The organism is Duganella phyllosphaerae (assembly GCF_001758785.1).
GTDB lineage: Bacteria > Pseudomonadota > Gammaproteobacteria > Burkholderiales > Burkholderiaceae_D > Rugamonas > Rugamonas phyllosphaerae.
The window spans coordinates 15,137-38,218 of the sequence record NZ_LROM01000080.1 but is presented as its reverse complement, the minus strand read 5'-3'; the positions used below and the strand labels follow the sequence as shown (position 1 = coordinate 38,218).

Genomic DNA, 23,082 nt, shown 5'->3' with positions numbered 1-23,082 from the left:
GCCATTGCCACCGCCGCCACCGCTGCGGCCACCGCCATTACCACTGCCGGCCGCAGCACCGGCGCCGGCGCCAGGCGCGCGTGGCTTGCCGCCACCGTTGCCGCCATTGCCACCGTTACCGCCGGCCGGCTTGCCACGGCCACCACCATTACCGCCGCGACCACCACCGCCGCCGCCACCGTTACGATGGCCAGGGCCGCCACTGCGCAGCTGGATCGGTTGTGCGCGCGCGTTCAGGTCCGGCTCGAAGCCGGCAATCACTTCACGCGGCAGGGTTTGCTTGATCAGCTTCTCGATATCCTTGAGCATGTCGTGTTCATCGACACACACCAGCGACACCGCTTCGCCGGTGGCGCCCGCGCGGCCGGTACGGCCGATGCGGTGCACATAGTCTTCCGGCACGTTCGGCAGGTCGTAGTTGACCACGTGCGGCAACTGGTCGATGTCGATACCGCGCGCGGCGATGTCGGTGGCGACCAGCACTTGCAGCGTGCCGTCCTTGAACTCGCTCAGCGCGCGGGTACGGGCCGACTGGCTCTTGTTGCCGTGAATGGCCATGGCGGTGATGCCGTCGCCACCCAGTTTTTCCACCAGGTTGTTGGCGCCGTGCTTGGTGCGGGTAAATACCAGCACCTGGGTCCACTTGTGGGTCTTGATCAGGTAGGCCAGCATCGGGTGCTTCTTGTCGCGGTCGACCGGGTGGATCTTTTGCGCGATCACTTCCACGGTCGAGTTGCGGCGGGCGACTTCAATCGTTGCCGGGTTGTTCAGCAGGCCATCGGCCAGGGCCTTGATCTCGTCCGAGAAGGTGGCCGAGAACAGCAGGTTCTGGCGTTTCGGCGGCAGCACGGCCAGCACTTTCTTGATGTCGCGGATGAAGCCCATGTCGAGCATGCGGTCGGCTTCGTCCAGGATCAGCACTTCGACCTTGCTCAGATCGACGGTGCCTTGCTGCATGTGGTCGAGCAGGCGGCCCGGGGTGGCGACCAGGATGTCGACGCCGTGTTTCAGTTGCTTGATTTGCGGGTTGATGCCGACGCCGCCGAAGATTACGGCCGAGTTCAGCTTGGTGTACTTGCCGTAGGTGCGCACGCTTTCTTCGACCTGGGCCGCCAGTTCGCGGGTCGGGGTCAGGATCAGGGCGCGGATGGCGCGCGGCGAGCTATTGGTCGTGAAGGCCTTGCCGACAGCGCTGGACGACAGCAGTTGCAACAGCGGCAGGGTGAAGCCGGCGGTCTTGCCGGTGCCGGTCTGGGCGCCTGCCAGCAGGTCGCCGCCGTTGAGGACGGCAGGAATGGCCTGGGTCTGGATCGGCGTCGGGGTGGTGTAGCCGGTGTCGGCAACAGCGCGGACGATAGCATCGGACAAACCGAGTGAGGAAAATGGCATGGGTAGCTTTGTATGAGATCGGCCTGTCGCTCTCGTGGAGCGCCAGTCGCAGGCAATCAGGATTATCTAGGTACGGCGCAAGACTGGATGGCAAGCCGCAGCTAGCACTATAACAGCTAAGCTGGAATAAAATTTCACAAGGGAAACAAAAAGGAGGCAAACCGCCCCCTTTTTTTGTAACAAACCTTACGCTACTGAAATCAGCAAGGGTTTTATGGTCACTTAGGCAAACGGTGTGAGCAAGCCAACCATCTGGCCGAAGATTTTCGGGCTGGCGGCAATGATGTCGCCCTTGTACAGGTAATCCGATTCGCCCGAGAATTCGCCGACGATGCCGCCAGCCTCGGTTACCATCAGGGCGCCTGCAGCGATATCCCAAGGCTTCAGGCCTTTTTCGTAGAAACCGTCGAGGCGGCCCGAAGCGACGTAAGCGAGATCGAGCGCGGCGCTGCCCGGACGGCGTACGCCGTGGCTGCGTTCGGCCATGATGCCGTACATTTTCAGGTATTCGTCGAGGGCCTTGGCATTGCCGGCCTGGTAGCCGGTGGACAGCAGGGCGTTGGCGATGCGGTCGAGCTTGGTGACGCGGATGCGTTTTTCGTTCAGGTAGGCGCCGGCGCCCTTGGTGGCGGTAAACAGGTCGTTGCGCACGGGATCGTAGATCACGCCCTGGGTGATCACGCCGCGCTGGGCCAGCGCGATCGAGATGCAGTATTGCGGGAAGCCGTGCATGAAGTTGGTGGTGCCATCGAGCGGGTCGATGATCCAGCAGTACTCAGCCTCGTCGTGGTTGTTCTTCGATGCACCCGACTCTTCAGCCAGGAATGCATGGTCGGGATAAGCCTTGGACAGCACGCCAATGATCTCTTGTTCGGCCGCCTGGTCGACGTCGGTGACGAAATCCTTGTGGTTTTTCTCGGTCACGATCACGCGGTCGAGGTCGAACGAGGCGCGGTTGATGACGGTGGCGGCGCGGCGAGCTGCTTTGATCGCCGTGTTGAGCATTGGGTGCATGATAACTTTTCCGTTAAAAGAACGCTAACGCCCACCGGGGCTATGCCACCGGCGACGCGTTAGAGGACAAGAGTGAATTAAAGAGCGGGGCGGCGGCAACAAGGTAAAATCCCGGGCATAACACCCTGCGGAACCACCGTATTGAAACTGCGCAATAGCGATATTTTAAATGAACCTGCCCCAAACCCCTACTAACTTTTTCAAACAGCTGCGTTTCATCCTGGTCGAAACCAGCCGCGCGGGCAATATCGGGGCGGTGGCGCGGGCCATGAAAACCATGGGTTACAGCGACCTGGTGCTGGTCAATCCGCGCTTTGCCGACGCCGTTCAAGACCCGGAGGCGGTGGCGTTCGCCAGCGGCGCGCAAGATATTCTGACCGGCGCCCGGGTGGTGGGCAGCATGGCCGAGGCGCTCGACGGCATCAATTTCGCCGCAGCCGTCAGCGCCCGGCTGCGCGAGTACTCGCCGCCGGTGCTCACGCCGCGCCAGTTGGCCACCCAACTGGTGGCGCAGCCCGAGCTGCACGCGGCGGTCATCTTCGGCAACGAGCGTTTCGGCTTGCCCAACGAGGTGGTCGAACAGTGCAATGTGCTGATCAACATCCCCGCCAATCCCGATTACGCCTCGCTCAACCTGTCGCAGGCGGCGCAAGTGGTGGCGTACGAGTGCCGGATGGCCGTGCTCGACCAGGCGCCCGGCGGCGGCACGGTGGCCAGCGTGCGCCAGCCGGCCGGTGACGCCAACGAGATCGGCTACCACGGCGAGGCCGCCAGCCTGGCGCAAATCGAAGGCATGTACCAGCACCTGGAAAGCGCGCTGGTCGAGATCGGCTTTCTCGACGCCGGCAATCCGCGCAAGCTGATGCCGCGCTTGAAGCGCCTGTTCGCGCGGGCGCAACTGGAAAAGGAAGAAGTCAACATCCTGCGCGGGATTGCCCGGCAGATGACGTCGGGCCGCAAGTGACCCTGGCGCCGCGCAGACCCTTGTATTCATGATCAAGCGCCTGCTCATCCTGCTGCTGGTCGTCGAGGTGCTGGGCGTGCTGGCCGTGGCGGCGGCTTTGCGCAGCTTGTTGCCGCCCGGCTGGCCGGCACCGGTGACTGTCCTGGCCGCCGTGGCCGGCGGTGTACTGGTGCTGCTGCTGGTGCGCATGAGCATCGCTGCCAACAATTTCCGCATCAGCTGGCGCGCGCGCAGTGTGCCCGCCGTGATCCATGCGCTTGATCCCATCAAAGCCGCGCGGCTGTTCCTGCACGAGTTCGCTTCTACCATGCTGACCTCGTCCTGGCACATGTTGCGCCCGATCGGCCTGCAGTTGCAGCCGCAGGCGCGCGGACTGCCGGTACTGCTGATCCACGGGTACGGCTGCAACAGCGGTTACTGGCGGCCGCTGAGCGCGCACCTGCGCGCGGCCGGCATCAGCCACTACGGCATCGACCTCGAGCCGCCCGGCGCCGACATCGACGACTTCGCGCCGCAGGTGCAGGCGGCAGTCGAACACCTGTGCGCCGTCACTGGCAGCGCGCAAGTGATCATACTCGCGCACAGCATGGGCGGCCTGGTGGCGCGCGCCTGGTTGCGCCGCCATGGTGCCGCGCGCGTCGCCCGCGTGATCACGCTCGGCACGCCCCACCATGGCACGGTATTGGCCGACCTCGGACCGGGCCGCAACGCGGTGCAAATGCGTTGCGGCAGCGCATGGCTGGGCGCGCTGGCCGCGTCCGAAACGGCGGTTGACGCTAATTTGCAACGGAACTTGTTCTGTTCCATTTATTCCGTCCACGACAATATCGTCGCCCCGCAGGACTCGAGCGCGCTGCCCGGCGCCCGCAATCTGGTGTTCGGCGCCATAGGGCACGTGGCGCTGGGCCGCCATCCCGAGATCGTGCGCTGCGCGCTGGCAGAAATCGTTTCCACGCAACATGGTGATTTTGTGTGACTTTGTGTCGTCGGCCGTTGCTGTATGGTTACTCATGTGAAGTGCAAACAAGGCGAACGGCACGTGACAGACTTCGGCACATTGATACTCGAGCAGGCACCGGACGCGGTGGTGTTGACACACCTTGACGGCGAAGTGGTGTACTGGAATAACGGTGCCCAAGCCGTGTTCGGCTATAGCCGCGACGAGGCGCTGGGGCGCAAGCTGGCCGACCTGATCGAGCCGCCCTGTGCGCAGGACGCCGGCGCCGTCTTGCGCGAGACCCTGGCGACGGGCGCCGCCAATTACGAATCACTGCGCCACGCCAAGGATGGCGTGCTGGTCTACATCGACAGTTCGAGCAAGCTGGTGCGGGATGCCGACGGTGCGCCCGAGTATATTTTGTGGAGCAAAAAAGACGTTACCGCGCTGCGCGTGTTACGCGACGCCAAGCTGGTCGAGGCGCGCTTTCACGGCATTCTCGATTCGCTGCCCGACGCCATCGTGGTAGCCAACACCACCGGCCGCATCGTGCTGGCCAATGGCCATGCGGAGCGGCTGTTCGGCTATGCGCCGGGCGCCCTGCGCGGGCTGGAACTGGAGGTGCTGATGCCGGCACGCATGCGCGCCGCCCACCGCGCCCACCGCAGCGGCTATACGGCGCAGCCGTCGGTGCGGCCGATGGGCGCGGGGCTGGCGCTGCATGGCGTGCGCAGCGATGGCGTTGAGTTCCCGGTGGAGATCAGCCTGAGTCCGATCACGACCGAAGAGGGCACGCTGGTCATCAGCGCCATCCGCGATATCACCGACCGCAAACTGGGTGAACTTGCGTTGCAAGAAAAGAATATTGAACTGGCAAAGGCCAATGCCGCCAAGGACCGCTTCCTCGGCGGCATGTCGCACGAACTGCGCACGCCGTTGAACGCAATCATTGGATTTACAGGTACTATGCTGATGAAGTTGCCTGGGCCCATCAACGCGGAACAGACCAAGCAGTTGCGGATGGTGCAGGCCAGTGCGCGTGATTTATTAACCTTGATTAACGACTTGCTGGACCTGACCCGGATCGACACCGGCAAGGTGCAACTCGATCTGGCGGCCGTCGATTGCCGGCCGCTCATCGACGAAGTGCTGGTGCTGCTGGAACCGCAGGCGCGCATCAAGGGACTGGCTTTCGACGTGATAGCAGGGGAGGGCGTGCCGACCGTGCGTACCGACCGGCGTGCCTTGCAGCACATCCTGATGAACCTGGTGGGCAACGCGATCCGGTTTGCCGATCAGGGCCCGCTGCTAGTGCGACTGGACACGGCCACCGTCGGTGCGCGCCGATGCCTGACCATCAGCATCGGCGATACGGCTGCCGGCGTGGCGCCGTTGCCAGCGGTGTCGCACCTGGACACGAGTGCGATGCAGCAGTTCGAGGGCGCCGGGTTGAGCTTGCACCTGAGCGAGAAGCTGGCGGCGCTGTTGCAAGGAGAAATATTGTTCGACAGTGCGTATGGCGTGGGCAGCATGTTGACCCTGGCCTTGCCGCTGGAGACCTGAATAAGGAGTCTTTGTGTCTGCAAGAATATTGATCATCGAAGACAACGCCACCAACATGGAGTTGATGGTGTACCTGCTGCGCGCCTTCGGCTACACGCCGCTGTCGGCGTCCGACGGTGAGGCCGGCGTGGAAGCGGCCCGGCGCGAACAGCCCGACCTGATCATCTGCGACGTCCACCTGCCCAAGCTCGATGGCTATGGCGTGGTGGCGGCGCTCAAGGCCGACCCGGCCACGCGCGAGATTCCGGCGCTGGCCGTGACCGCGCTGGCCATGGTGGGCGACCGCGAGCGCCTGCTCGAGGCTGGCTTTGACAGCTATATCGGCAAGCCGATCGAACCCGATACCTTCGTCAAGCAAATCGAGTCTTTTTTGACCGGGGAGATGTCGACCCCGCCTAAAACCGACATCGCTACGATCCTGATCGTGGACGACCATGTGCTCAACCGCGAATTCCTGATGACCTTGCTCGGTTACGGCGGCTACCGGCTGATCGAGGCGGCCAACGGCGCCGAGGGCCTGAAAATGGCGCTGGCCGACAAGCCCGACCTGGTCATCTCCGACATCCTCATGCCCAATATGGACGGCTACGAGTTTGTCACGCGCATGCATAAACATCCGGACACGGCGGACGTGCCGGTGATTTTCTATACCGCCACCTACCGCGAGCGCGAAGCGCTGGCCGTGGCCGAGTCGTGCGGCGTGCGCTGGGTGCTGCCCAAGCCGTCCGATCCCGACGTGATCCTGCGCACGGTGCAGGAAGCGCTGGGCCACGAGCCCACACCGATGGCGCCGCCCGACGACGGTGCACCAGCCCCGGTGCCCGACCTGCCGCAGGGAAAACGCCTGCTCGACATCGACCACCAGGTGGCCGAGTATCTCGACGAACTCGAATCGAGCAGCCAGCTGATCACGCGCATGGCGTCGGAACCGGCAGCGGTCGATGCCGGTACCGAGGACCTGGCGCGCATGACCCAGCGCCTGTCGCGCTCGCTCTCGAGCCTGCAGGCGGTGAGCCTGCGCCTGACCGCGCTGATCGAACTGGGCATCGAACTGGGCGCCGAGCGCGATCCGCGCGCGCTGCTGGAAATCGGTTGCCGGGTGGCGCAAAACATTTGCGTGTCCAAGTACGCCTGCATTGGCGTACTCGACGACGAAGGCGTGGCGCTGGCCTACTACGCCAGCTGCGGCGCCGGCGTGCCGATCCACGAAATCGCCCAGAACCCGCGCGCCGGCGTGCTGGGCGGCTTGCTCGAGCAGCGCCTGCCGTGCCGCATCAACGATCTCGACGGCGAGCCCTTCAACGTCGGCCTGCCTGCCAGCCATCCACCGGTGCACACCTTCCTCGGCGTGCCGATCGCCTCGCGCGAACGTATCCACGGCTGGTTGTACCTGGTCGATAAACTCGGCGCCGACGGTTTTTCGGAAGTCGATGAACGGGTAGCCGCCACCGTGGCCGCGCAACTGGCCGGCGCCTACGAAAACCTGCAGCTGTACGACGAGATCAAGCGCAACCATGCCCAGCTCACGCTGGACATGAACGCCCGCATCCGCCTCGACGAAGACCTGCGCCGCTTCCGCCTGGCGATGGACGCCACCGCCGACGCCATCTTCCTGGTCGACCGCGCCGCCATGTGCTTTGTCGATGTCAATGCCACCGCCTGCCGCATGCTCGGTTTCGAGCGCGAGGATTTTCTCAAGGTCGGCCCCAACCACCAGGTCGAAGGTGACCTGGTCAAGCTGGAAGACCTGTACGAAAAACTGCTGTCGGGCGACCAGAGCGGCGCCATGACCGAACTGCTGCTGCAGTGCCGCGACGGCACGCCGCTGGCAGTGGAAGTGCAGCGACGCACCTTGCGCTCCGGCGCCAGCTGGATCCTGGTGGCAGTCGCGCGCGACATCACCGAGCGCAAGGAGGCCGAGCAGCGCCTGCTCAAGCTGGCCCACTTCGATACGCTGACCGGCTTGCCCAACCGCAGCCAGTTCAACGATTCGCTGATGCACTCGATGCGCCAGGCGGCCGAGCACCACTGGTCGCTGGCGGTGCTGTTCCTCGACGTCGACCGGTTTAAAAACGTCAACGACACGCTGGGCCACACCATCGGCGACGAGCTGCTGCGGCAGTTCTCGAGCCGGCTGGTCGATTGCCTGCGCGTGCGCGACACCATCGGCCGCTTCGGCGGCGACGAATTCGCCGCCATCCTGATGTTGCCCGAGGGCGCGCAGAACGCCGTGGTGGTGGTCGACAAGATCCGCGAAACGCTGCGCCGCCCGTTCGACCTCAAGGGCCACGAGGTGACGGTGACGGCCAGCATCGGCATCTCGGTGTTCCCCGACGACGGCGCCGATCCCGACACCCTGATCCAGTACGCCGACACCGCCATGTACCGCGCCAAGGAAGCGGGGCGCGACGCGTTCCGCTTCTTCACGGCCGAGATGAACGCGCAGTCGATGGCGCGGCTGGAACTGGAAAACGCGCTGCGGCGCGCGATCGAAAACGAAGAATTCGTGCTGCACTTCCAGCCCAAGGTGAATATCGCCAGTGGCCGTATCAGCGGCGCCGAGGTGCTGATCCGCTGGCAGCGGCCCGGCCACGGCATGGTCTCGCCGGCACTGTTCATCCCGATCCTGGAAGAGACCGGACTGATCGTGCGGGTGGGCAGCTGGGTGATCAACGAGGCCTGCCGCAAGATTGCCCACTGGCGCCGCACCAGTGCGGGCGCCGTGCATTTGTCGGTCAACGTCTCGGGCATCCAGTTCTTCGTCGGCGGCCTGGAAGAAGAGGTGCTGCGCGCCATCAAGGAGCACGACATCTCGCCCGAGCTGCTCGAACTCGAACTGACCGAGAGCTCGCTGATGTCGAACGCCGAAGAGACCATCACGGTGCTGCAAAACCTGAAAGCGCTGGGCATCAAGATTTCGATCGACGACTTCGGCACCGGCTACTCGTCGCTGGCGTATTTGAAGCGCTTCCCGATCGACAAGCTGAAGATCGATATTGCCTTCGTGCGCGAAGTGACCAGCAACCCGGACGACGCCGCCATCGTGCTGGCGATCATCAACATGGCGCACAGCCTCAAGCTCGACGTGATCGCCGAGGGCGTGGAGAAGGATGCGCAGCTGGCCTACCTGCGCCGCCACGGCTGCGACGAAATGCAGGGCTATTACTTCAGCCGGCCGCTGCCCGAGGCCGACTTCGAAGCCATGCTGCGCGACGGTCGCACCCTGCAGGCGCCGGAAGACGAGCCGGCCACCGGGCAGCAGACCTTGCTCATCGTCGATGACGACGCCTTCATGCTCGACGTGCTGACCGATTTCCTGTCGCAGGACGGTTACCGCATTTTGACTGCGCAGACCGCTGCCGAAGGTTTCGACCTGCTGGCCCGGCACCGGGTGCAGGTGATCCTGTGCGACCAGTGCATGCCCTTGATGAGCGGCACCGAGTTCATGGAGCGGGTCAAAAACCTGTGCCCGGATACTTTCCGCATCATGCTGTCGGCCTATGCCGACCTCACGCCGATCATGGCGGCGATCAACCACGGCGCCATCGACCGCTTCTACACCAAGCCGTGGAAGGGCGCAGCGCTGCGCGAAAATATTCGCGAGGGCTTCCGGCTGCATGCCCAGGCGCACGGCAAGCTTCCGTTCGTCAACACTGAACAGGCGTAAGCGGGAAGCCGAAGGGTGAGCATCGGTGGTATGCTGGCGGCAGATATCACCGAGACTACCCGCCATGCAACAAAAAGCACCCCGCCGAACCCGTGAGCGCATCCTCGAACTGTCGCTGCGCCTGTTTAACGAGTTCGGCGAACCCAATATCACCACCACGGTGATCGCCGAAGAGATGAATATCTCGCCGGGCAACCTGTACTACCATTTCCGTAACAAGGACGACATCGTCAATTCGATCTTCGTGCAGTTCGAGGCCGAGATCGAGCGCATCCTCACGGTGCCCAAGGGCCGCCGCTCGAACATCGACGACGTCTGGATGTATCTGCACCTGATGTTCGAACTGATCTGGCGCTACCGCTTTTTCTACCGCGACCTCAACGACCTGCTGTCGCGCAACCGCAAGCTCGAACTGCACTTCAAGCAGATCCTCGATCACAAGATCAAGGTGGCCCAGCAGCTGTGCGAAGACTTGCGCAGCGAAGGGTCGCTCGAAGCGTCCGACGTCGCCATCGAGGCCATGGCCACCAATATGGTGGTGGTGGCCACGTACTGGCTGTCGTACGAATACGTGCGCAACCCGCGCAAGTACAGCGAGCAGCAATCGATGGCCGACGCGCTGGCGCGCGGCTGTTACCAGGTGTTGTCGCAGATCGGTCCCTACCTGCGCAACGAAACCAGCTTGCTGTTCCAGAAGCTGTCCGAGGAATATCTGAAAAAGCTGAAATAAGTCAGCACGCTTACGCCACGGAGATAGCATGGTCTGGACCGCCTTCCCGTATCCCGATCCCGGATACCGCCACACACCCGAGAGCCTGCAACAGGCCTGGCCGGTGCTCCATAGCGGCGACTGCGAGCCGTTTCCCACGCATCCCGCGCTGGTGCAGGCCTGGATCGCTTTTCATGCCGGCGAGTTCGAGCGCGCCGCGCGGCTGGGCCTCGACGTTGGCGTGAATGGTTACGCGGTCGCCCACAAGGCCATCTGCATCTACACCCAGTACCTGGAAACCAGTCCGCGCAAGAAAATCGCCACCTTCGAATGCGTGGCCGAGCGCTGCGAGCGCCAGCAGCGCGAGCAGCCCGACAATCCTTCCGGCTGGTACTGGCACGGCTACGCACTCGGCTATTACTCGACCGGCATCTCGGTGCTCAAGGCGCTGGCCCAGGGCCTGGGCGCCAAGGTACGCCACAGCCTGGAAACCACGCTGCGCCTGGCGCCGGAACGGCCCGATGCGCACGTGGCGCTGGGCGTCTACCACACCGAGATCGTCGACAAGGCCGGCGCGGTGATCGGCGGGCTGACGTATGGCGCCAGGAAGGAGGCGGGCTACCGCCACTTCGAGACCGCGCTGCGGCTCAACCCGGAGTCGGCGATCGCCCGCGTGGAATATGCGCGGGCCTTGCGCCTGCTCGACGGCAAGCGCAAACTGCCCGAAGCGCACACCATGCTGGAACAGGCGGTGGCAGTGCAAGCCCACGATGCCGTCGAGCGGCTCGACATCGAAGCTGCCCGCATCGAACTCAATGCAAACCAACAAGGAATAAAGCAGTGACCAAGACCATTTGTGTGTATTGCGGCGCCAACGCCGGCATCAGCGACAACTATGCGGCAGCGGCGCGTGCGCTGGGCGCGGCCATGGTGGAACAAAACCTGGCGCTGGTGTACGGCGGTGGCAAGGTGGGCCTGATGGGCGTAATCGCCGACGAGGTACTGCGCCTGGGCGGCGAGGTCACCGGCGTGATTCCGACTGCGCTGGTCGAGCGCGAAGTGGGCCACGCCGGCCTGACGCGCCAGTTCATCGTCAAGGACATGCACGAACGCAAGGCCATGATGGCCACCCTGGCCGACGGCTTTATTGCCATGCCGGGCGGCATGGGCACGCTGGAAGAACTGTTCGAAATGCTGACCTGGTCGCAGCTGGGCATCCACGCCAAGCCGATCGGCCTGCTTAACGTCGATGGCTTTTACGACGGCCTGATCGACTTCATCGGCCATGCGCGCGAGCAGGGCTTCATCCGGCCGCAGCACGCGGCGCTGATGATGTCGGCCAATGAGCCGGACGCGCTGCTCAAGCTGCTCAAGCAGTAATAGCGGCGCAGGCGCAGCCATGTCTGCCTCCAGTGTGCCGTCCCGGTCGTTGCAGCCTGCCACTGCGCAGTCCCCGCTTGCGCGGCCGGCAGCCGTGCAGCCCCGGATCCTGATCCTCGCGGTCGGCAGCGCCGGCGATGTCTATCCGTTCATCGTGATCGGCCAGGCGCTGCGTGCGCGCGGCTTCGAGGTAACCTTGATGGCATCGGCCAATTTCGAGGAGCGGGTGCAGCGCGCCGGCTTGCAGTTCATCTCCGGCCTGAGCCAGCAAGAACTCGACGCCGGCATCCGCGATCCCGACCTGTGGGACCCGGTCAAGGGGTTTGCCACGATCTGGAAACACATGGCGCGCCACCTGCCGGCGGCTTACAGCCAGCAGCTGGCGCTGGTGCGCGAAAAACCCACGCTGATCGTCGCCAGCACGCTGGGTCTGACCGGCCGCCTGTTGCAGGAAGCGCATGGCGTGCCGCTGGTAACAGTCCACCTGGCGCCGTCGTGCCTGTTCTCCGCCGACGACACGGCCGTACGGCGCGGCCTGCACTGGCCGCGTGGCTGGCCGCGCTGGGCGGTGCGCCTCACGCTGGGCCTGGTTGATCGCCTGATGGTCGATGCCGTGGTGCGGCCCGCGCTCAATGGCCTGCGTGCCAATATCGGCCTGGCGCCGGTGCGGCGCGTGATGAGCGAATGGCTCCACTCGCCGCAGCAGGTGGTGTGTGCATGGCCCGCCTGGTTTGCCGCGCCGCAAGCCGACTGGCCGCCCAACGCGGTATGCGCAGGCTTTCCACGCATGCCGGCACCCACTGCCGAACTCGATCCGGCCTTGCAGCGCTTTATCGATGACGGCGAAGCGCCGATCGTCATCACGCCCGGCTCGGCGATGGCGCATGGCAGCGACTTTATCGCGCGGGCGCTGGCCGCCGCTATGGCGCTCGAGTTGCGGGCGGTGGTGGTTACGCCGTACCGCGAACAGGTGCCGGCGGACTTGCCCGCGACCGTGCATTACGCCGCGTATGCGCCGTTCGATGTACTGAGCCGCCAGGCGGCCGCTTTCGTGCACCACGGCGGCATCGGCACCAGCGCTACCGTGCTGGCGGCGGGCAAGCCGCAGCTGATCGTACCGTTCGCCTTTGACCAGCCCGACAACGCCGCGCGCCTCACGCGGCTGGGCGTGGCAGCCACCGTGCTGCCGGACTCGGCGCCGGCCGTGTGGCAGCAACAGCTGGGCGGGTTGCTGGAAGATCCGGCGGTGGCCAAGGCCTGCGCCACGTTTGCCACCGTCATGGCGTCGGGGCCGGCCGCAGCCGACACCATCGCCGAGCTTGTCCTTGGTACGGTGTCGCTCAGCTAAGGCAGCAGGAACGGCAGCCGGGCTTCACCATGCTACCGCGCTCGCGCAGCAGGTTCAGTATTCCAAAACCCGGCCGCTATGGCGTGGGCTGGTTTTTCTTGTCATCTTCCTTGGTGGTGTTGCCGCCTCCGCCGCTGGAGCCGGTCATGCCGCTCTGCGCCAGGCCCACATCATGCAAGTCGCCGCCATGTTCGCCGCCCATGCCGCCGGAATGCTGGCCGCCGTGGCCGTGGCTATGGCCGTGCTTGTTCGCGTTGCCTGCCTGGTTCGCGCCCTGGTTGACACCCTGGCCGCTATCGGCGCCCTCGGTGCCCGGACTGTCGCTGCCGCTGATGCCGTCGATGGCGCCTTCGCCGCCGACAGATTGCTGGTGATTATCGTTGCTCATTGTCGTCTCCCGGAAGTGAGGTTGGAGCCGCAATGGTAGCCCGGCTTGCAGTACAGGCATGTCAGCGCAGGACCACTGCGCCGGTAGGCGCAACGCCCGGTGAAGTCAAAAGATCACCCCGCCCTGTCAGGTCCAGAGCTTGCCGCTGCCGGTATCGAGGTGGGTCAGGTATAGCCGCAGGTCGAACTCGTACTGGTGGTAGTTCGGTTCCATGTACGTGCACAGCTTGTAGAACGGCTTGTCGTGCTGCTTCTCTTTTACGTGCGCCAGTTCGTGCACGGCGATCATGCGCAAAAATTCCAGCGGCACTTCCTTGAACATGGTCGCCACGCGGATCTCGTGCTTGGCCTTGAGTTTGCCGCCTTGCACGCGCGAGATCGACGTGTGCAGCCCCAGCGCGTGGTTGATCACGTGGATCTTGCTGTCGTATTCGACCTTGTTGATCGGATCGGCGTTGCGCAGGTGTTCCTCGCGCAGATCTTGCACGTAGTTGTAGAGCGCCTTGTCGGTACGCATGTCGTGCGCCTTGCCGTAGCGCTTGAGCAGCACCTCGCCCAGCTTGTTCTGGGCCAGCAATTGCGACACTTGATGCTGGGTTTGTTCGGAGTAGGCGCTCAGGTACTTCAGGGCAGGCATGGCGGGACGGTGTAAAAGCAATCGCGCAATGTATCACACAATACTGGTCCGCCAACCGCTATATAATCGAGTATATTACGGTTTTCAACGGGAGCGGCAATGCGGGATACGAAGATGCTGGTGGCGCTGGTGTTGGCGGCGATGGGAGGGGCAGCGTCGGCGGCGGACATCACGGTGTCTGCTGCTGCCAGCCTGACCAATGCCTTCAAGGAAATCGGCACGGCCTACGAAAAAGACCATCCCGGTGACACGGTACTGTTTAACTTTGCCGCGTCCGATCCGCTGGTCCAGCAGATCGCCAAGGGAGCGCCGGTGGATGTATTCGCCTCGGCCGACCAGGACGCCATGGACAAGGCCGAAGGCCTCAAGCTGCTGGCCCCCGGCACCCGCAAGAATTTCGTCGCCAACACGCTGGTACTGATCACTCCGGCCAACAGCAGGCACGCGATCAAGGCGCTCGCAGACCTGCAACAGCCGGCCATCACCCGCATCACGCTGGGCAACCCGGCCAGCGTGCCGGTAGGGCGCTATGCGCGCAGCGCGCTGGAACAGGCCAAGTTATGGCGTGCGCTGGAACCGAAAGCCATCTACGGCACCTCGGTGCGCCAGAGCCTGGACTACGTGGCGCGCGGCGAAGTCGATGCCGGTTTTGTCTACGCCACCGACGCCGCCGTGCAGAAGGACAAGGTTGCGGTCGTGGCCACCATCCCCACCACCACGCCGGTCACGTACCCGATCGCACTGATCGCCAAGGGGCCGCAGGGGGAGGCCGGCCGCCGCTTTATCGCCTACGTCATGGCGCCAGCTGCGCAGGCGGTGCTGGCCAAGTACGGCTTCAGCCGGCCATAAGCGTAGTGGACAGTTTTTTCGAGCAGCCGGCCTGGATTGCGCTGGCCCTGTCGCTCAAGGTAGCCTGCTGGGCCACCGTTCTGGCGCTGGTGGCCGGCACCGGGTTCGGTTACCTGCTGGCGCGCAAGCGTTTTATGGGCCGCGAACTGCTCGACGCCATCTTGACGTTGCCGATGGTGATGCCGCCCACCGTGCTCGGCTATTACCTGCTGGTGCTGATCGGCCGCGAGGGCGTGATCGGCGCCTGGCTGCAGCACCATTTTGGCATCAACCTGATTTTCACCTGGCAGGCGGCGGTGATCGCGGCGGCGGTAGTGGCGTTTCCGCTGGTGCTCAAGGGCGCCCGCGCCGCGTTCGAGACGGTCGATACGCAGCTGGAGCAAGCAGCCATGGTGCTGGGCGTGGCGCCGTTCGCAGTGTTTTTGCGCGTGACCTTGCCGCTGGCGTGGCGCGGCGTGCTCGGTGGCACCTTGCTGGCGTTTGCCCGCTCGATGGGCGAATTCGGCGCCACCCTGATGGTGGCCGGCAGCATTCCCGGCAAAACCCAGACCCTGTCGATTGCCGTGTACGAGGCAGTGCAGGCGGGCCAGGACGACACCGCCAACCTGCTGGTGATCATCACGTCGGTGGTGTGCGTGACCGTGCTGGTGGCCGCCAACAAGCTCACCCCCAACCGCAACCCGCAGCGATGACCATGGTAATCAACGTCGATATCCGCAAGACCCTGCGCTCGGGCGAGCGCGTGTTCGAGCTCGAGGCCCGTTTCGCGTCGGCCAGCAACCGCGTGGTGATTTATGGCCCGTCGGGCGCCGGCAAGAGCCAGCTCCTGAAAGCGGTGGCAGGATTGACGACGCCGGACCAGGGCCGCATCGACCTGGCCGGGCGTTGCCTGTTCGACGCTGGCGCCGGCGTGGACATCTCGCCGCAGCAGCGCCGCGTGGCCTATTTGTTCCAGGACTACGCGCTGTTTCCGCATTTGAATGTGCGGCAGAATATCGCCTTCGGCCTGCAGCGTGGCTGGCGCAACCCGCTCGCGGGCGTCGACGTGGAGGCGGTGCGCTACTGGCTGGCGGCGTTCGAACTCGACCACGTGGCGCAACAGTTGCCGCACCAGCTGTCCGGTGGCCAGCGCCAGCGCGTGGCCCTGGCGCGGGCGCTGGCGCCGCGACCGGGCGCATTGCTGCTCGACGAACCGTTCGCCGCGCTCGATCCCGGCCTGCGTGAGCGCATGCGCGCCGAACTCGATGCGCTGCAACGGCGCCTGGCGATCCCGATGATACTGATCACCCACGATCCCGAGGACGTGCGCGCGTTTGGCGAGCACGTGTTGCGCATGGACCAGGGACGGCTGGAGGAACACGCAGGATGAACGACGACAAGACAGCGATGGAATTGCAGGGCAATGTCTGGATGACCATCGGCGGCCAGAAGCTCGGTGGCCAGGACCGGGTGGCATTGCTGGCAGCTATCGCCGCGCACGGCTCGATCACGGCGGCTGCCAAGGCGGTGGGCATGAGCTACAAGGGCGCCTGGGATGCCATCGAGGCGATGAACAACCTGGCCGGCGAGCCGTTGCTCGAACGCGCGGCCGGCGGCAAGGGCGGCGGCGGCACCCGGCTGACCAGCCGCGGTACGCAACTGGTGGACAATTTTCGCAAGATCGAGGCGGCGCACCGCCAGTTCGTGGCGCACCTGAGCGCGCAATCGCACGCACTGGCCGATGACTTGTTGATGATACGGAGAATGAAGATGAAGACCAGCGCCCGTAACCAGTTCAGCGGCACGGTGGTGGCGTTGAAAGAAGGCGCCGTCAACGACGAGGTGACCCTGGAAGTGGTGGGCGGCGTGCACATCGTGGCCACCATCACCCGCGACAGCCGCGCGAGCCTGGGCCTGGCGTTGGGCGTGGAAGCGTTTGCGCTGGTCAAGGCGTCGTCGGTGATCGTGGTGACGGACCTGGGCGGCGCGCGCTTGTCGGCCCGTAACCAGCTGGCCGGGACCATCAGCCGCGTGGTGCCCGGCGCGGTCAATACGGAAGTGAGTATCGACCTGCCGGGCGGCGGCGTGATCGCCGCCATCGTCACGCGCGACAGCGGCGAGGCGCTCGGCCTGGCCGAGGGCGGCGCGGCGCTGGCGGTGTTCAAGGCGTCGAGTGTAATTATAGGGACGCCGTAGCAACGCCAGCCTAGCCCTTGCTGCTTTGACGGTTGCCGCCGGCGGACGCCTGCTCCGAGCCGCGGCCGTTTCTTTCGGCTGCTGCTGCGCGGGCGGCCGACTGCCGGCTTTCGCCGCCTTTGCGACCGATGGCTGCCATGTGTTCGCGATTGCGGCTGACCGCCTCGCCGCCTTTTTGGCCGGCGCGCCGGGCTTCCTCCGAGTCGAATTCATGCGCCGTGCCTTTTTGGTGCGCCGCCTGTCCGCCCTTGCTGGCGATGCTGCGCTGGGTAGCCTGGTCCATGGCGGCGAAGCCACGCTTGGCCGGGGTTTTGGGCTGGGCCTGGTCCTCGCCATCCTTGCTTGATGCATTACGTTGATTGCTGCTTGCCATTGCTGCCTCCTGGGTTGTGGTCGGGTTGCGAACAGCCAAAGCCGCTGCTCTGCATGTTAGAGGTGCAAGGTTGATGAAAGTTCCACGTCATTTGCGATGACATCAACAACGTGTCGGACGGTGCGCGCAGGAGGGGCGGGGCCGCAGTTTTACGGCGGGGGCCGCGCCGTGCGACAATACCGGCCTCGTGATTCTCTTGTTGTTATTGAAATCGACTGCGGCGGCCATGACCAACCCTGAATACATCCTCACTCTTTCCTGCCTCGATCAGCGCGGCATCGTGCACCGCGTGTCCGGATTCTTGGCCGATCACGGTTGCAACATCATCGATTCGGCCCAGTTTGGCGACAGCGAATCGAAGCTGTTCTTCATGCGCGTGCATTTCGCGCTGGAGGATGGGGGGATCAACGATGAATTGCTGCGCGCCGACTTCGCGCTGCTGGCGGCCAGCATGCAGCTGGACTGGGAACTGCGCGACGCGCGCTACAAGCCGCGCGTGATGCTGATGGTGTCGAAGATCGGCCATTGCCTGAACGACTTGCTGTTCCGCTACAAGAGCGGCCTGCTGCCGGTGGAAATTCCGGCCATCGTCTCGAACCACATGGATTTCTACCAGCTGGCGGCCAGCTACAATATTCCGTTCCACCACCTGCCGCTGGCCACCGGTGCGCCGGAGTCGGCCAAACTGGCGCAGGAAGCGCGGGTGCAGGAACTGATGCAGCATCACCAGGTCGACCTGGTGGTGCTGGCGCGCTACATGCAAATCCTGTCGCCCGGCATGTGCGCCGCGCTCAAGGGCAAGGCCATCAATATCCACCATTCTTTCCTGCCCAGCTTCAAGGGCGCCAAGCCGTATGCGCAGGCGCACCACCGCGGCGTCAAGCTGATCGGCGCCACTGCGCACTTCGTGACCGGCGACCTCGACGAAGGCCCGATCATCGAGCAGGACGTGGAACGGGTCGATCATTCGATGGATGCCGAAACCCTGTCGGCGATCGGCCGCGACGTCGAATGCGTGGTGCTGGCGCGCGCCGTGAAATGGTTTGTCGAACACCGCATCTTGCAGAACGGCGACAAGACTGTCGTCTTCAAATAATTTACCGAGAAATTTACCGAGAAATACCGATGGCACTCAAGGCAACAATCTACAAAGCAGAACTCTCGATTGCGGACATGGACCGCAATTACTACGGCACCCACACGCTCACCCTGGCCAAGCACCCGTCCGAAACCGACGAGCGCGTGATGGTGCGCCTGCTGGCGTTTGCCATCCACGCCAGCGAATCGCTCACCTTCACCAAGGGCCTGTTCGATGTCGATGAACCGGACCTGTGGCAAAAGGACCTGACCGGCGCCATCGAGCTATGGATCAACGTCGGTCAGCCCGACGAAAAAATCATGCTCAAGGCCAGCGGCCGCTCGAACCAGGTGGTGGTGTACAGCTACGCTGCTACCAGCAACATCTGGTGGAAGGGCATCGCCAACAAGGTGGAACGCTGCAAGAACCTGACCGTGATCGACCTGCCGTCGGAGGCGACCGAGCAACTGGCGCTGATGGCCCAGCGCACCATGCAGTTGCAATGCACGATCCAGGACGGCCAGATCTGGTTGACCGACGGCGTCACCACCATCGAGTTCCCGCGCGAAACGCTGAAGGAAGCGCGCTAGTCTCCTGCTGTCACGCTGTTTGATCCATCGCAAACCGCGTGCATGTCACCAGCGTTCTGGGCCGGTTAAGGGAGTGCTACCGTTTGCCCATGACCAGACAGGCCGATACCCTCTACAAACAACTGTTCTCGCATCCCGAGATCCTGCGCGAGCTGCTGACCGGTTTTCTGGCAGTGGACTGGGCGGCATCGCTGGACGTGGGCGCGTTCGAGCGCGTCAACGCCAGCTATGCCAGCGAGCGCGGCAAGGCGCGCCACGACGACATGGTCTGGCGCGTCAACGTCGGCGGCGAGTGGCTGTATGTGTACATCCTGCTCGAGTTCCAGTCGCGCTCCGAGCGCTGGATGGCGCTGCGCATGCAAGTGTATATCGGCTTGCTGTACCAGGACCTGGTGCGGCAGCGGCGCTTGAGCTGGGGGCGCAAGCTGCCGCCGGTGTTGCCGGTGGTTCTCTACAGCGGCCGCCAGCCGTGGCGCGCCCCCACCGAGCTGGCCGAGCTGTCGTTGCCGCCGCCGCAAGGGCTGGAAGCGTACCAGCCACGCCAAAAATATCTGCTGGTCGAGCAGCGCTGGAACCAGGTGGCCGATGTAAACTCTAACGTGCTGGCGATCATATTTCAGCTGCTGTGCTCACAAAGCGACGCCGAGATGCGTGCAGCGCTGAGGCTGTTTGCCGAGCGGGTAAAGGCGCCAGACCTGCAACCGGCCCGTGAAAGCCTGTTGCGCTGGCTGCAAACGACCTTGCGGCTCGAGTTCAGTGAACTCGACGTTGATACGGAGGAAAAAATGGATATCTTGTTCAATCAGAGATTCAAGCGCTACGAAGATCTGCTGGAGTACGAGGCAATCGAGAAAGGGCGCAAGAAGGGGTTGCAGGAAGGACTGGATGAGGGTTTGCGACAAGGCTTGCGACAGGTCTTGCAAGACATCATCGAGCTCGGTGAACCCTGCAGCCAAGGTCATTTGCCCGATACCATCGCTGCGAAGATCAACGCCGCCAATCCCGATCAATTGCGCGAGTGGATCAAATCCCTGGCGCGCGGCGTCAACCCGAACCAGCTGTTCGGCCAGGGCTGACGCGCTTTGGTTTCAGCGCGGTGCGGCGCCCAGGCGCTTCACTTCGCCCGAACCCACCACGCTTTTGCTCAGCTTGGGATCACCGTAGTAGCCGACATCACCGGAACCCGCCAGGTTTACCGACAGCGTGTGCGTGGCCCAGACCGTGGCTTCGCCCGAGCCGCCGATGCTGACGCTGGCCGTGCGCGCGGCGAGGTTATGGGCTTGCACATCGCCCGAGCCGCCGATCGACACCTGCAGGCGCTCGACCTTGCCGCTCGCTTCCACGCTGCCGCTGCCGCCCAGCGATACCGTCACCGCTTCCGCTGCCAGCTGGCGCGTGATCAGCGAACCGGAACCACCGATGTCGAACCGCAGGGTTTCGCCGCGCAGGTTATCGGCCCGTACCGCGCCCGAGCCGGCCACCGCTACCCGGTCGAGCGAGCGTGCCTGCACGATAATTTTCATGTGCTTGCTCGACAGCGACAGGCCCTTGCGTACCGGGCGGATGCGCAGCGTACCTTTCTCCACCACGGTTTCCAGCAGCGCCTGCAGATTGTCGTCGGTTTCCACGGTCACGCTTTCGGTGTTGCCGATGCGCACTTCGACATCGCCGCTGACGCTGCTGGCCAGCGCGTTGAAATGGCCGAGCTCGCGGCTTTGGGTGGTGATCTTGCCGCTGCCCTGGACCCGTTCGCTGCTCCAGCCGTCCATCAGGCCGGCATGGGCCACGCCGGCCGGCGCGGCCAGGACCAGCAGGCTGGCGGCGATGAAGATGGCGCGGAACGCGGGCAGGGTGCTGCGCAAGCTAGGGTAGGACATGGTGTTCTCCGGTGGGGGGATGGTATGGATCGGATAGTACCGATATGGCGTGGTGGACGACAGCGCCTTGCGACAGGACGCATTCCCGGCGGCCTGGAATGCAGCTTGCCGCGACCGGAGGCGGGCACCGTTGCTGCGCCATGAGGTATCATGCGGCTTTTACGCCCGACCACGCCGCACCACTACCATGCTCATCATCACTATCAAACAAGGCAAGGAAAAATCCTTGCTGGCCGGCGACCCCTGGATTTATCCCACCGCGATCGACAAGGTCGACGGCAAGCCGCAGGAAAAAATGAAACCCGGCTCCACCGCCATCGTACAGAGTTCATCGCGTCAGTTCATCGGCCGCGCGGCCTATAACTCCAAGTCGCAAATCCGCGCCCGCATGTGGAGCTACAAGGAGGACGAGCCGGTCGATCACGCGATGATGAAGCGCCGCGTCAAGGCTGCCATCGCCAAGCGGGCCGACAGCGTGCGCGCCGCCCATCCGCAGGCGCTGGTGCCGGTGGTGCTGGGCGAGGAAGACGGCCTGTCAGGCCTGATCGTCCACAGCTGGGGCGGTGTGCAGGGTTACCTGGTCTGCCAGTTCCAGTCGGGCGGTGTCGATGCCTGGAAGGTGCCAATCGTCCAGGCCCTGCTGGCCGAAACCGGCTGCCCGAATGTGTACGAGCGCTGCGACGAGCTGATCCGCAAAGGCGAAGGCTTGCCGCTGATCCAGCGCGAGCTGGCCGGCGAAGCGCCACCAGACCACGTGCTGGTGGTCGATGGCAAGGAACGTTACAGCATGGACCTGCGCACCGGCTTCCGCTACCCCAAGCTGCGCAGTTAAGTGACGGTTCTGTTCACTGGTCGAGCGGCACCGCCCGGTACCTGTTGACCTCGCTGGCCGTGACCGGCGCGGCGTTGTTGCCCCAGGCGCTGCGCAAGTACGACACCAGTTGCGCCACCTCCGCGTCGCTGAGCACGTGGCCGAACGGCGGCATGCCGTAAGGACGCCGATTGCCGGCCGTTGCCGGCGCGAAGCCACCGTTGAGCACGATACGGATGGCATTGACCGCCGGGTCCTGGCTCAGCGCGCGGTTGCCCGCCAGCGCAGGATAATGCGGCGCCTGCCCGGCGCCGTTCTCGCCATGACATTCTACGCACTGTTGCCGATACAACCGGGCCCCGGCGGCCAGGAAGGCATCTGCCTGCGCATTGACGTCACGCTGGTAGGGTGGCGCCGGCGCGGCCGCAGGCAGACTGCGCAGGTACTGCGCCATGGCATTGATATCGGCGTCGTCCAGGTGTTGCAGGCTGGCGCGCACCACCTCGGCCATCGGCCCGGAGGCGGTGGCATGCGGCGACACGCCGGTTTTCAGAAAGGCCGCCAGGTCGTCCTGCGACCAGGCCGGCTTGCCCGCGCCTGGTCCGAAGGTGAGCGCCGGCGCATACCAGCCCGGGCCATCGAGCATGCCGCCCGACAAATTCGCCCCTTCGGCCCCCAGTGCGTTGCGCGGGCTATGGCAGGCGCTGCAATGCCCCAGGCCCTGCACCAGGTAGGCGCCCCGGTTCCAGTCCAGCGCTTGCGCGGTATCGACGCGGTACACGCCGGGCCGGAAGTACAGCGCGCGCCAGGCCGCCAGCGCCCATTGCTGGTTGTACGGAAAGCGCAAGTTGTGCGGCGCGCTTTGCTGGCGCACGGCAGGCAGCGAACGCAGCCAGGCGTACAGCGCATCGGCGTCGTCGCGCGCGAGGTGGGTGTAGCTGGTGTACGGGAAGGCCGGATACAACAGGCGACCGTCCTTGCCCATGCCGTGATGCAGCGCGCGCCAGAAATCGTCGGCGTTCCAGCTGCCGATGCCGGTGGCCACGTCGGGCGTGATATTGGGCGTGACAATTTCGCCGAAGCCGGTGCGGATGATCCGGCCGCCCGCATACGGCGCGCCGCCGCGCACCGTGTGGCAGGCCATGCAGTCGCCAGCCTGCGCCAGGTAGGCGCCTCGGGAAACGCGCTGCGCCGGGGCAGGGACGGCGGTGCTGGCAGGTGGCGGCCCGGCATCGTCACCTGGCGTCCACAGCCAGGCACCAAGCATCAGCAGGGCCGCTGCAATGATCAAGGCTGCCAAGGCGTACAGTATTTTTTTCATGGCGCCGTCCTCG

The 23,082-nt window shown here is 64.5% G+C and carries 23 protein-coding genes; 16 read left to right on the top strand and 7 right to left on the bottom strand.

The features are described from left to right. Together DUPY_RS11005 and DUPY_RS11000 are read right to left on the bottom strand one after the other, a co-directional pair. Positions 1-1,389 (bottom strand): DEAD/DEAH box helicase (locus DUPY_RS11005; protein WP_070247965.1); only part of this gene is annotated, 1,389 nt, incomplete at its 3' end. Between the two features lie 222 nt (positions 1,390-1,611). After that, the gene (locus DUPY_RS11000) at positions 1,612-2,394 is read right to left on the bottom strand and encodes an inositol monophosphatase family protein (protein WP_070247958.1); all 783 of its coding nucleotides are present in this window, start codon (positions 2,392-2,394) and stop codon (positions 1,612-1,614) included. Positions 2,395-2,572: 178 nt separating this feature from the next. Between DUPY_RS11000 and DUPY_RS10995 the strand changes: the two genes are divergently transcribed. From DUPY_RS10995 to DUPY_RS10960, 8 genes are all read left to right on the top strand, one after another. Next, positions 2,573-3,367 (top strand): RNA methyltransferase, encoded by a 795-nt coding sequence (locus tag DUPY_RS10995; RefSeq protein ID WP_070247956.1) that lies wholly within the window; start codon positions 2,573-2,575, stop codon positions 3,365-3,367. A 28-nt stretch (positions 3,368-3,395) separates the two neighbouring features. After that, a complete protein-coding gene (locus DUPY_RS10990) occupies positions 3,396-4,343 on the top strand; it encodes an esterase/lipase family protein (RefSeq protein WP_070247954.1) in 948 nt (315 codons plus the stop codon). A 63-nt stretch (positions 4,344-4,406) separates the two neighbouring features. Beyond that, entirely contained in the window at positions 4,407-5,867 is a 1,461-nt protein-coding gene (locus tag DUPY_RS10985) for a PAS domain-containing sensor histidine kinase (protein ID WP_070247952.1), read from the top strand. Positions 5,868-5,880: 13 nt separating this feature from the next. After that, entirely contained in the window at positions 5,881-9,534 is a 3,654-nt protein-coding gene (locus DUPY_RS10980; protein ID WP_070247950.1) for an EAL domain-containing protein, read from the top strand. A gap of 64 nt (positions 9,535-9,598) precedes the next feature. After that, positions 9,599-10,264 carry a TetR/AcrR family transcriptional regulator gene (locus tag DUPY_RS10975; protein WP_070247948.1) on the top strand — a complete coding sequence of 222 codons (666 nt, stop codon included), beginning with the start codon at positions 9,599-9,601 and terminating at the stop codon, positions 10,262-10,264. Between the two features lie 28 nt (positions 10,265-10,292). After that, entirely contained in the window at positions 10,293-11,087 is a 795-nt protein-coding gene (locus DUPY_RS10970; RefSeq protein WP_070247946.1) for a tetratricopeptide repeat protein, read from the top strand. Beyond that, on the top strand, positions 11,084-11,623 hold the full coding sequence (locus DUPY_RS10965; RefSeq protein WP_070247944.1) for an LOG family protein: 540 nt from the start codon (positions 11,084-11,086) through the stop codon (positions 11,621-11,623). Before DUPY_RS10970 ends, DUPY_RS10965 begins: the two co-directional genes overlap by 4 nt. Before the next feature lie 19 nt (positions 11,624-11,642). Beyond that, positions 11,643-12,971 (top strand): glycosyltransferase, encoded by a 1,329-nt coding sequence (locus DUPY_RS10960; protein WP_070247942.1) that lies wholly within the window; start codon positions 11,643-11,645, stop codon positions 12,969-12,971. A 76-nt stretch (positions 12,972-13,047) separates the two neighbouring features. Here the strand turns inward: DUPY_RS10960 and DUPY_RS10955 are convergent, their stop codons facing one another. Both DUPY_RS10955 and DUPY_RS10950 read right to left on the bottom strand, forming a co-directional pair. Further along, a complete protein-coding gene (locus DUPY_RS10955) occupies positions 13,048-13,359 on the bottom strand; it encodes a hypothetical protein (protein WP_070247941.1) in 312 nt (103 codons plus the stop codon). 126 nt (positions 13,360-13,485) lie between these two features. After that, a complete protein-coding gene (locus DUPY_RS10950) occupies positions 13,486-13,995 on the bottom strand; it encodes a YgjP-like metallopeptidase domain-containing protein (protein WP_070247939.1) in 510 nt (169 codons plus the stop codon). A gap of 114 nt (positions 13,996-14,109) precedes the next feature. On the opposite strand from DUPY_RS10950, the gene modA reads away from it, so the two are divergent. Genes modA through DUPY_RS10930 form a run of 4 tightly spaced genes read left to right on the top strand, consistent with a single transcriptional unit; the run spans position 14,110 to position 17,019 of the window. Then, positions 14,110-14,844: a molybdate ABC transporter substrate-binding protein gene (modA, locus tag DUPY_RS10945; RefSeq protein ID WP_070247937.1), complete on the top strand. Its 735-nt coding sequence runs from the start codon at positions 14,110-14,112 to the stop codon at positions 14,842-14,844. A gap of 5 nt (positions 14,845-14,849) precedes the next feature. After that, the gene (gene modB, locus DUPY_RS10940; protein WP_070247935.1) at positions 14,850-15,536 is read left to right on the top strand and encodes a molybdate ABC transporter permease subunit; all 687 of its coding nucleotides are present in this window, start codon (positions 14,850-14,852) and stop codon (positions 15,534-15,536) included. Beyond that, positions 15,533-16,213 (top strand): ATP-binding cassette domain-containing protein, encoded by a 681-nt coding sequence (locus DUPY_RS10935; protein ID WP_371851778.1) that lies wholly within the window; start codon positions 15,533-15,535, stop codon positions 16,211-16,213. Before modB ends, DUPY_RS10935 begins: the two co-directional genes overlap by 4 nt. Further along, the gene (locus DUPY_RS10930; RefSeq protein ID WP_070247933.1) at positions 16,210-17,019 is read left to right on the top strand and encodes a TOBE domain-containing protein; all 810 of its coding nucleotides are present in this window, start codon (positions 16,210-16,212) and stop codon (positions 17,017-17,019) included. Before DUPY_RS10935 ends, DUPY_RS10930 begins: the two co-directional genes overlap by 4 nt. Before the next feature lie 10 nt (positions 17,020-17,029). On the opposite strand, the gene DUPY_RS10925 is transcribed toward DUPY_RS10930, so the two are convergent. Beyond that, complete coding sequence (locus DUPY_RS10925; RefSeq protein WP_070247931.1) at positions 17,030-17,392, bottom strand: KGG domain-containing protein; 363 nt, start codon at positions 17,390-17,392, stop codon at positions 17,030-17,032. 226 nt (positions 17,393-17,618) lie between these two features. Between DUPY_RS10925 and purU the strand changes: the two genes are divergently transcribed. Genes purU through DUPY_RS10910 form a run of 3 tightly spaced genes read left to right on the top strand, consistent with a single transcriptional unit; the run spans position 17,619 to position 20,136 of the window. Continuing rightward, complete coding sequence (gene purU, locus DUPY_RS10920; protein ID WP_070247929.1) at positions 17,619-18,488, top strand: formyltetrahydrofolate deformylase; 870 nt, start codon at positions 17,619-17,621, stop codon at positions 18,486-18,488. 29 nt (positions 18,489-18,517) lie between these two features. Continuing rightward, positions 18,518-19,060, top strand: coding sequence for a YaeQ family protein (locus DUPY_RS10915; protein WP_070247927.1), 543 nt, complete (start codon positions 18,518-18,520; stop codon positions 19,058-19,060). A 38-nt stretch (positions 19,061-19,098) separates the two neighbouring features. Continuing rightward, positions 19,099-20,136, top strand: a complete 1,038-nt coding sequence (locus DUPY_RS10910) for an Rpn family recombination-promoting nuclease/putative transposase (RefSeq protein ID WP_229255322.1) — start codon at positions 19,099-19,101, stop codon at positions 20,134-20,136. Positions 20,137-20,148: 12 nt separating this feature from the next. Here the strand turns inward: DUPY_RS10910 and DUPY_RS10905 are convergent, their stop codons facing one another. After that, positions 20,149-20,937 (bottom strand): head GIN domain-containing protein, encoded by a 789-nt coding sequence (locus tag DUPY_RS10905; protein WP_070247923.1) that lies wholly within the window; start codon positions 20,935-20,937, stop codon positions 20,149-20,151. A gap of 187 nt (positions 20,938-21,124) precedes the next feature. On the opposite strand from DUPY_RS10905, the gene DUPY_RS10900 reads away from it, so the two are divergent. Further along, the gene (locus tag DUPY_RS10900) at positions 21,125-21,769 is read left to right on the top strand and encodes a class I SAM-dependent rRNA methyltransferase (protein WP_070247921.1); all 645 of its coding nucleotides are present in this window, start codon (positions 21,125-21,127) and stop codon (positions 21,767-21,769) included. Between the two features lie 13 nt (positions 21,770-21,782). On the opposite strand, the gene DUPY_RS10895 is transcribed toward DUPY_RS10900, so the two are convergent. Further along, a complete protein-coding gene (locus DUPY_RS10895; protein ID WP_070247919.1) occupies positions 21,783-23,069 on the bottom strand; it encodes a c-type cytochrome in 1,287 nt (428 codons plus the stop codon). Between the last annotated feature and the right edge of the window lie 13 nt (positions 23,070-23,082).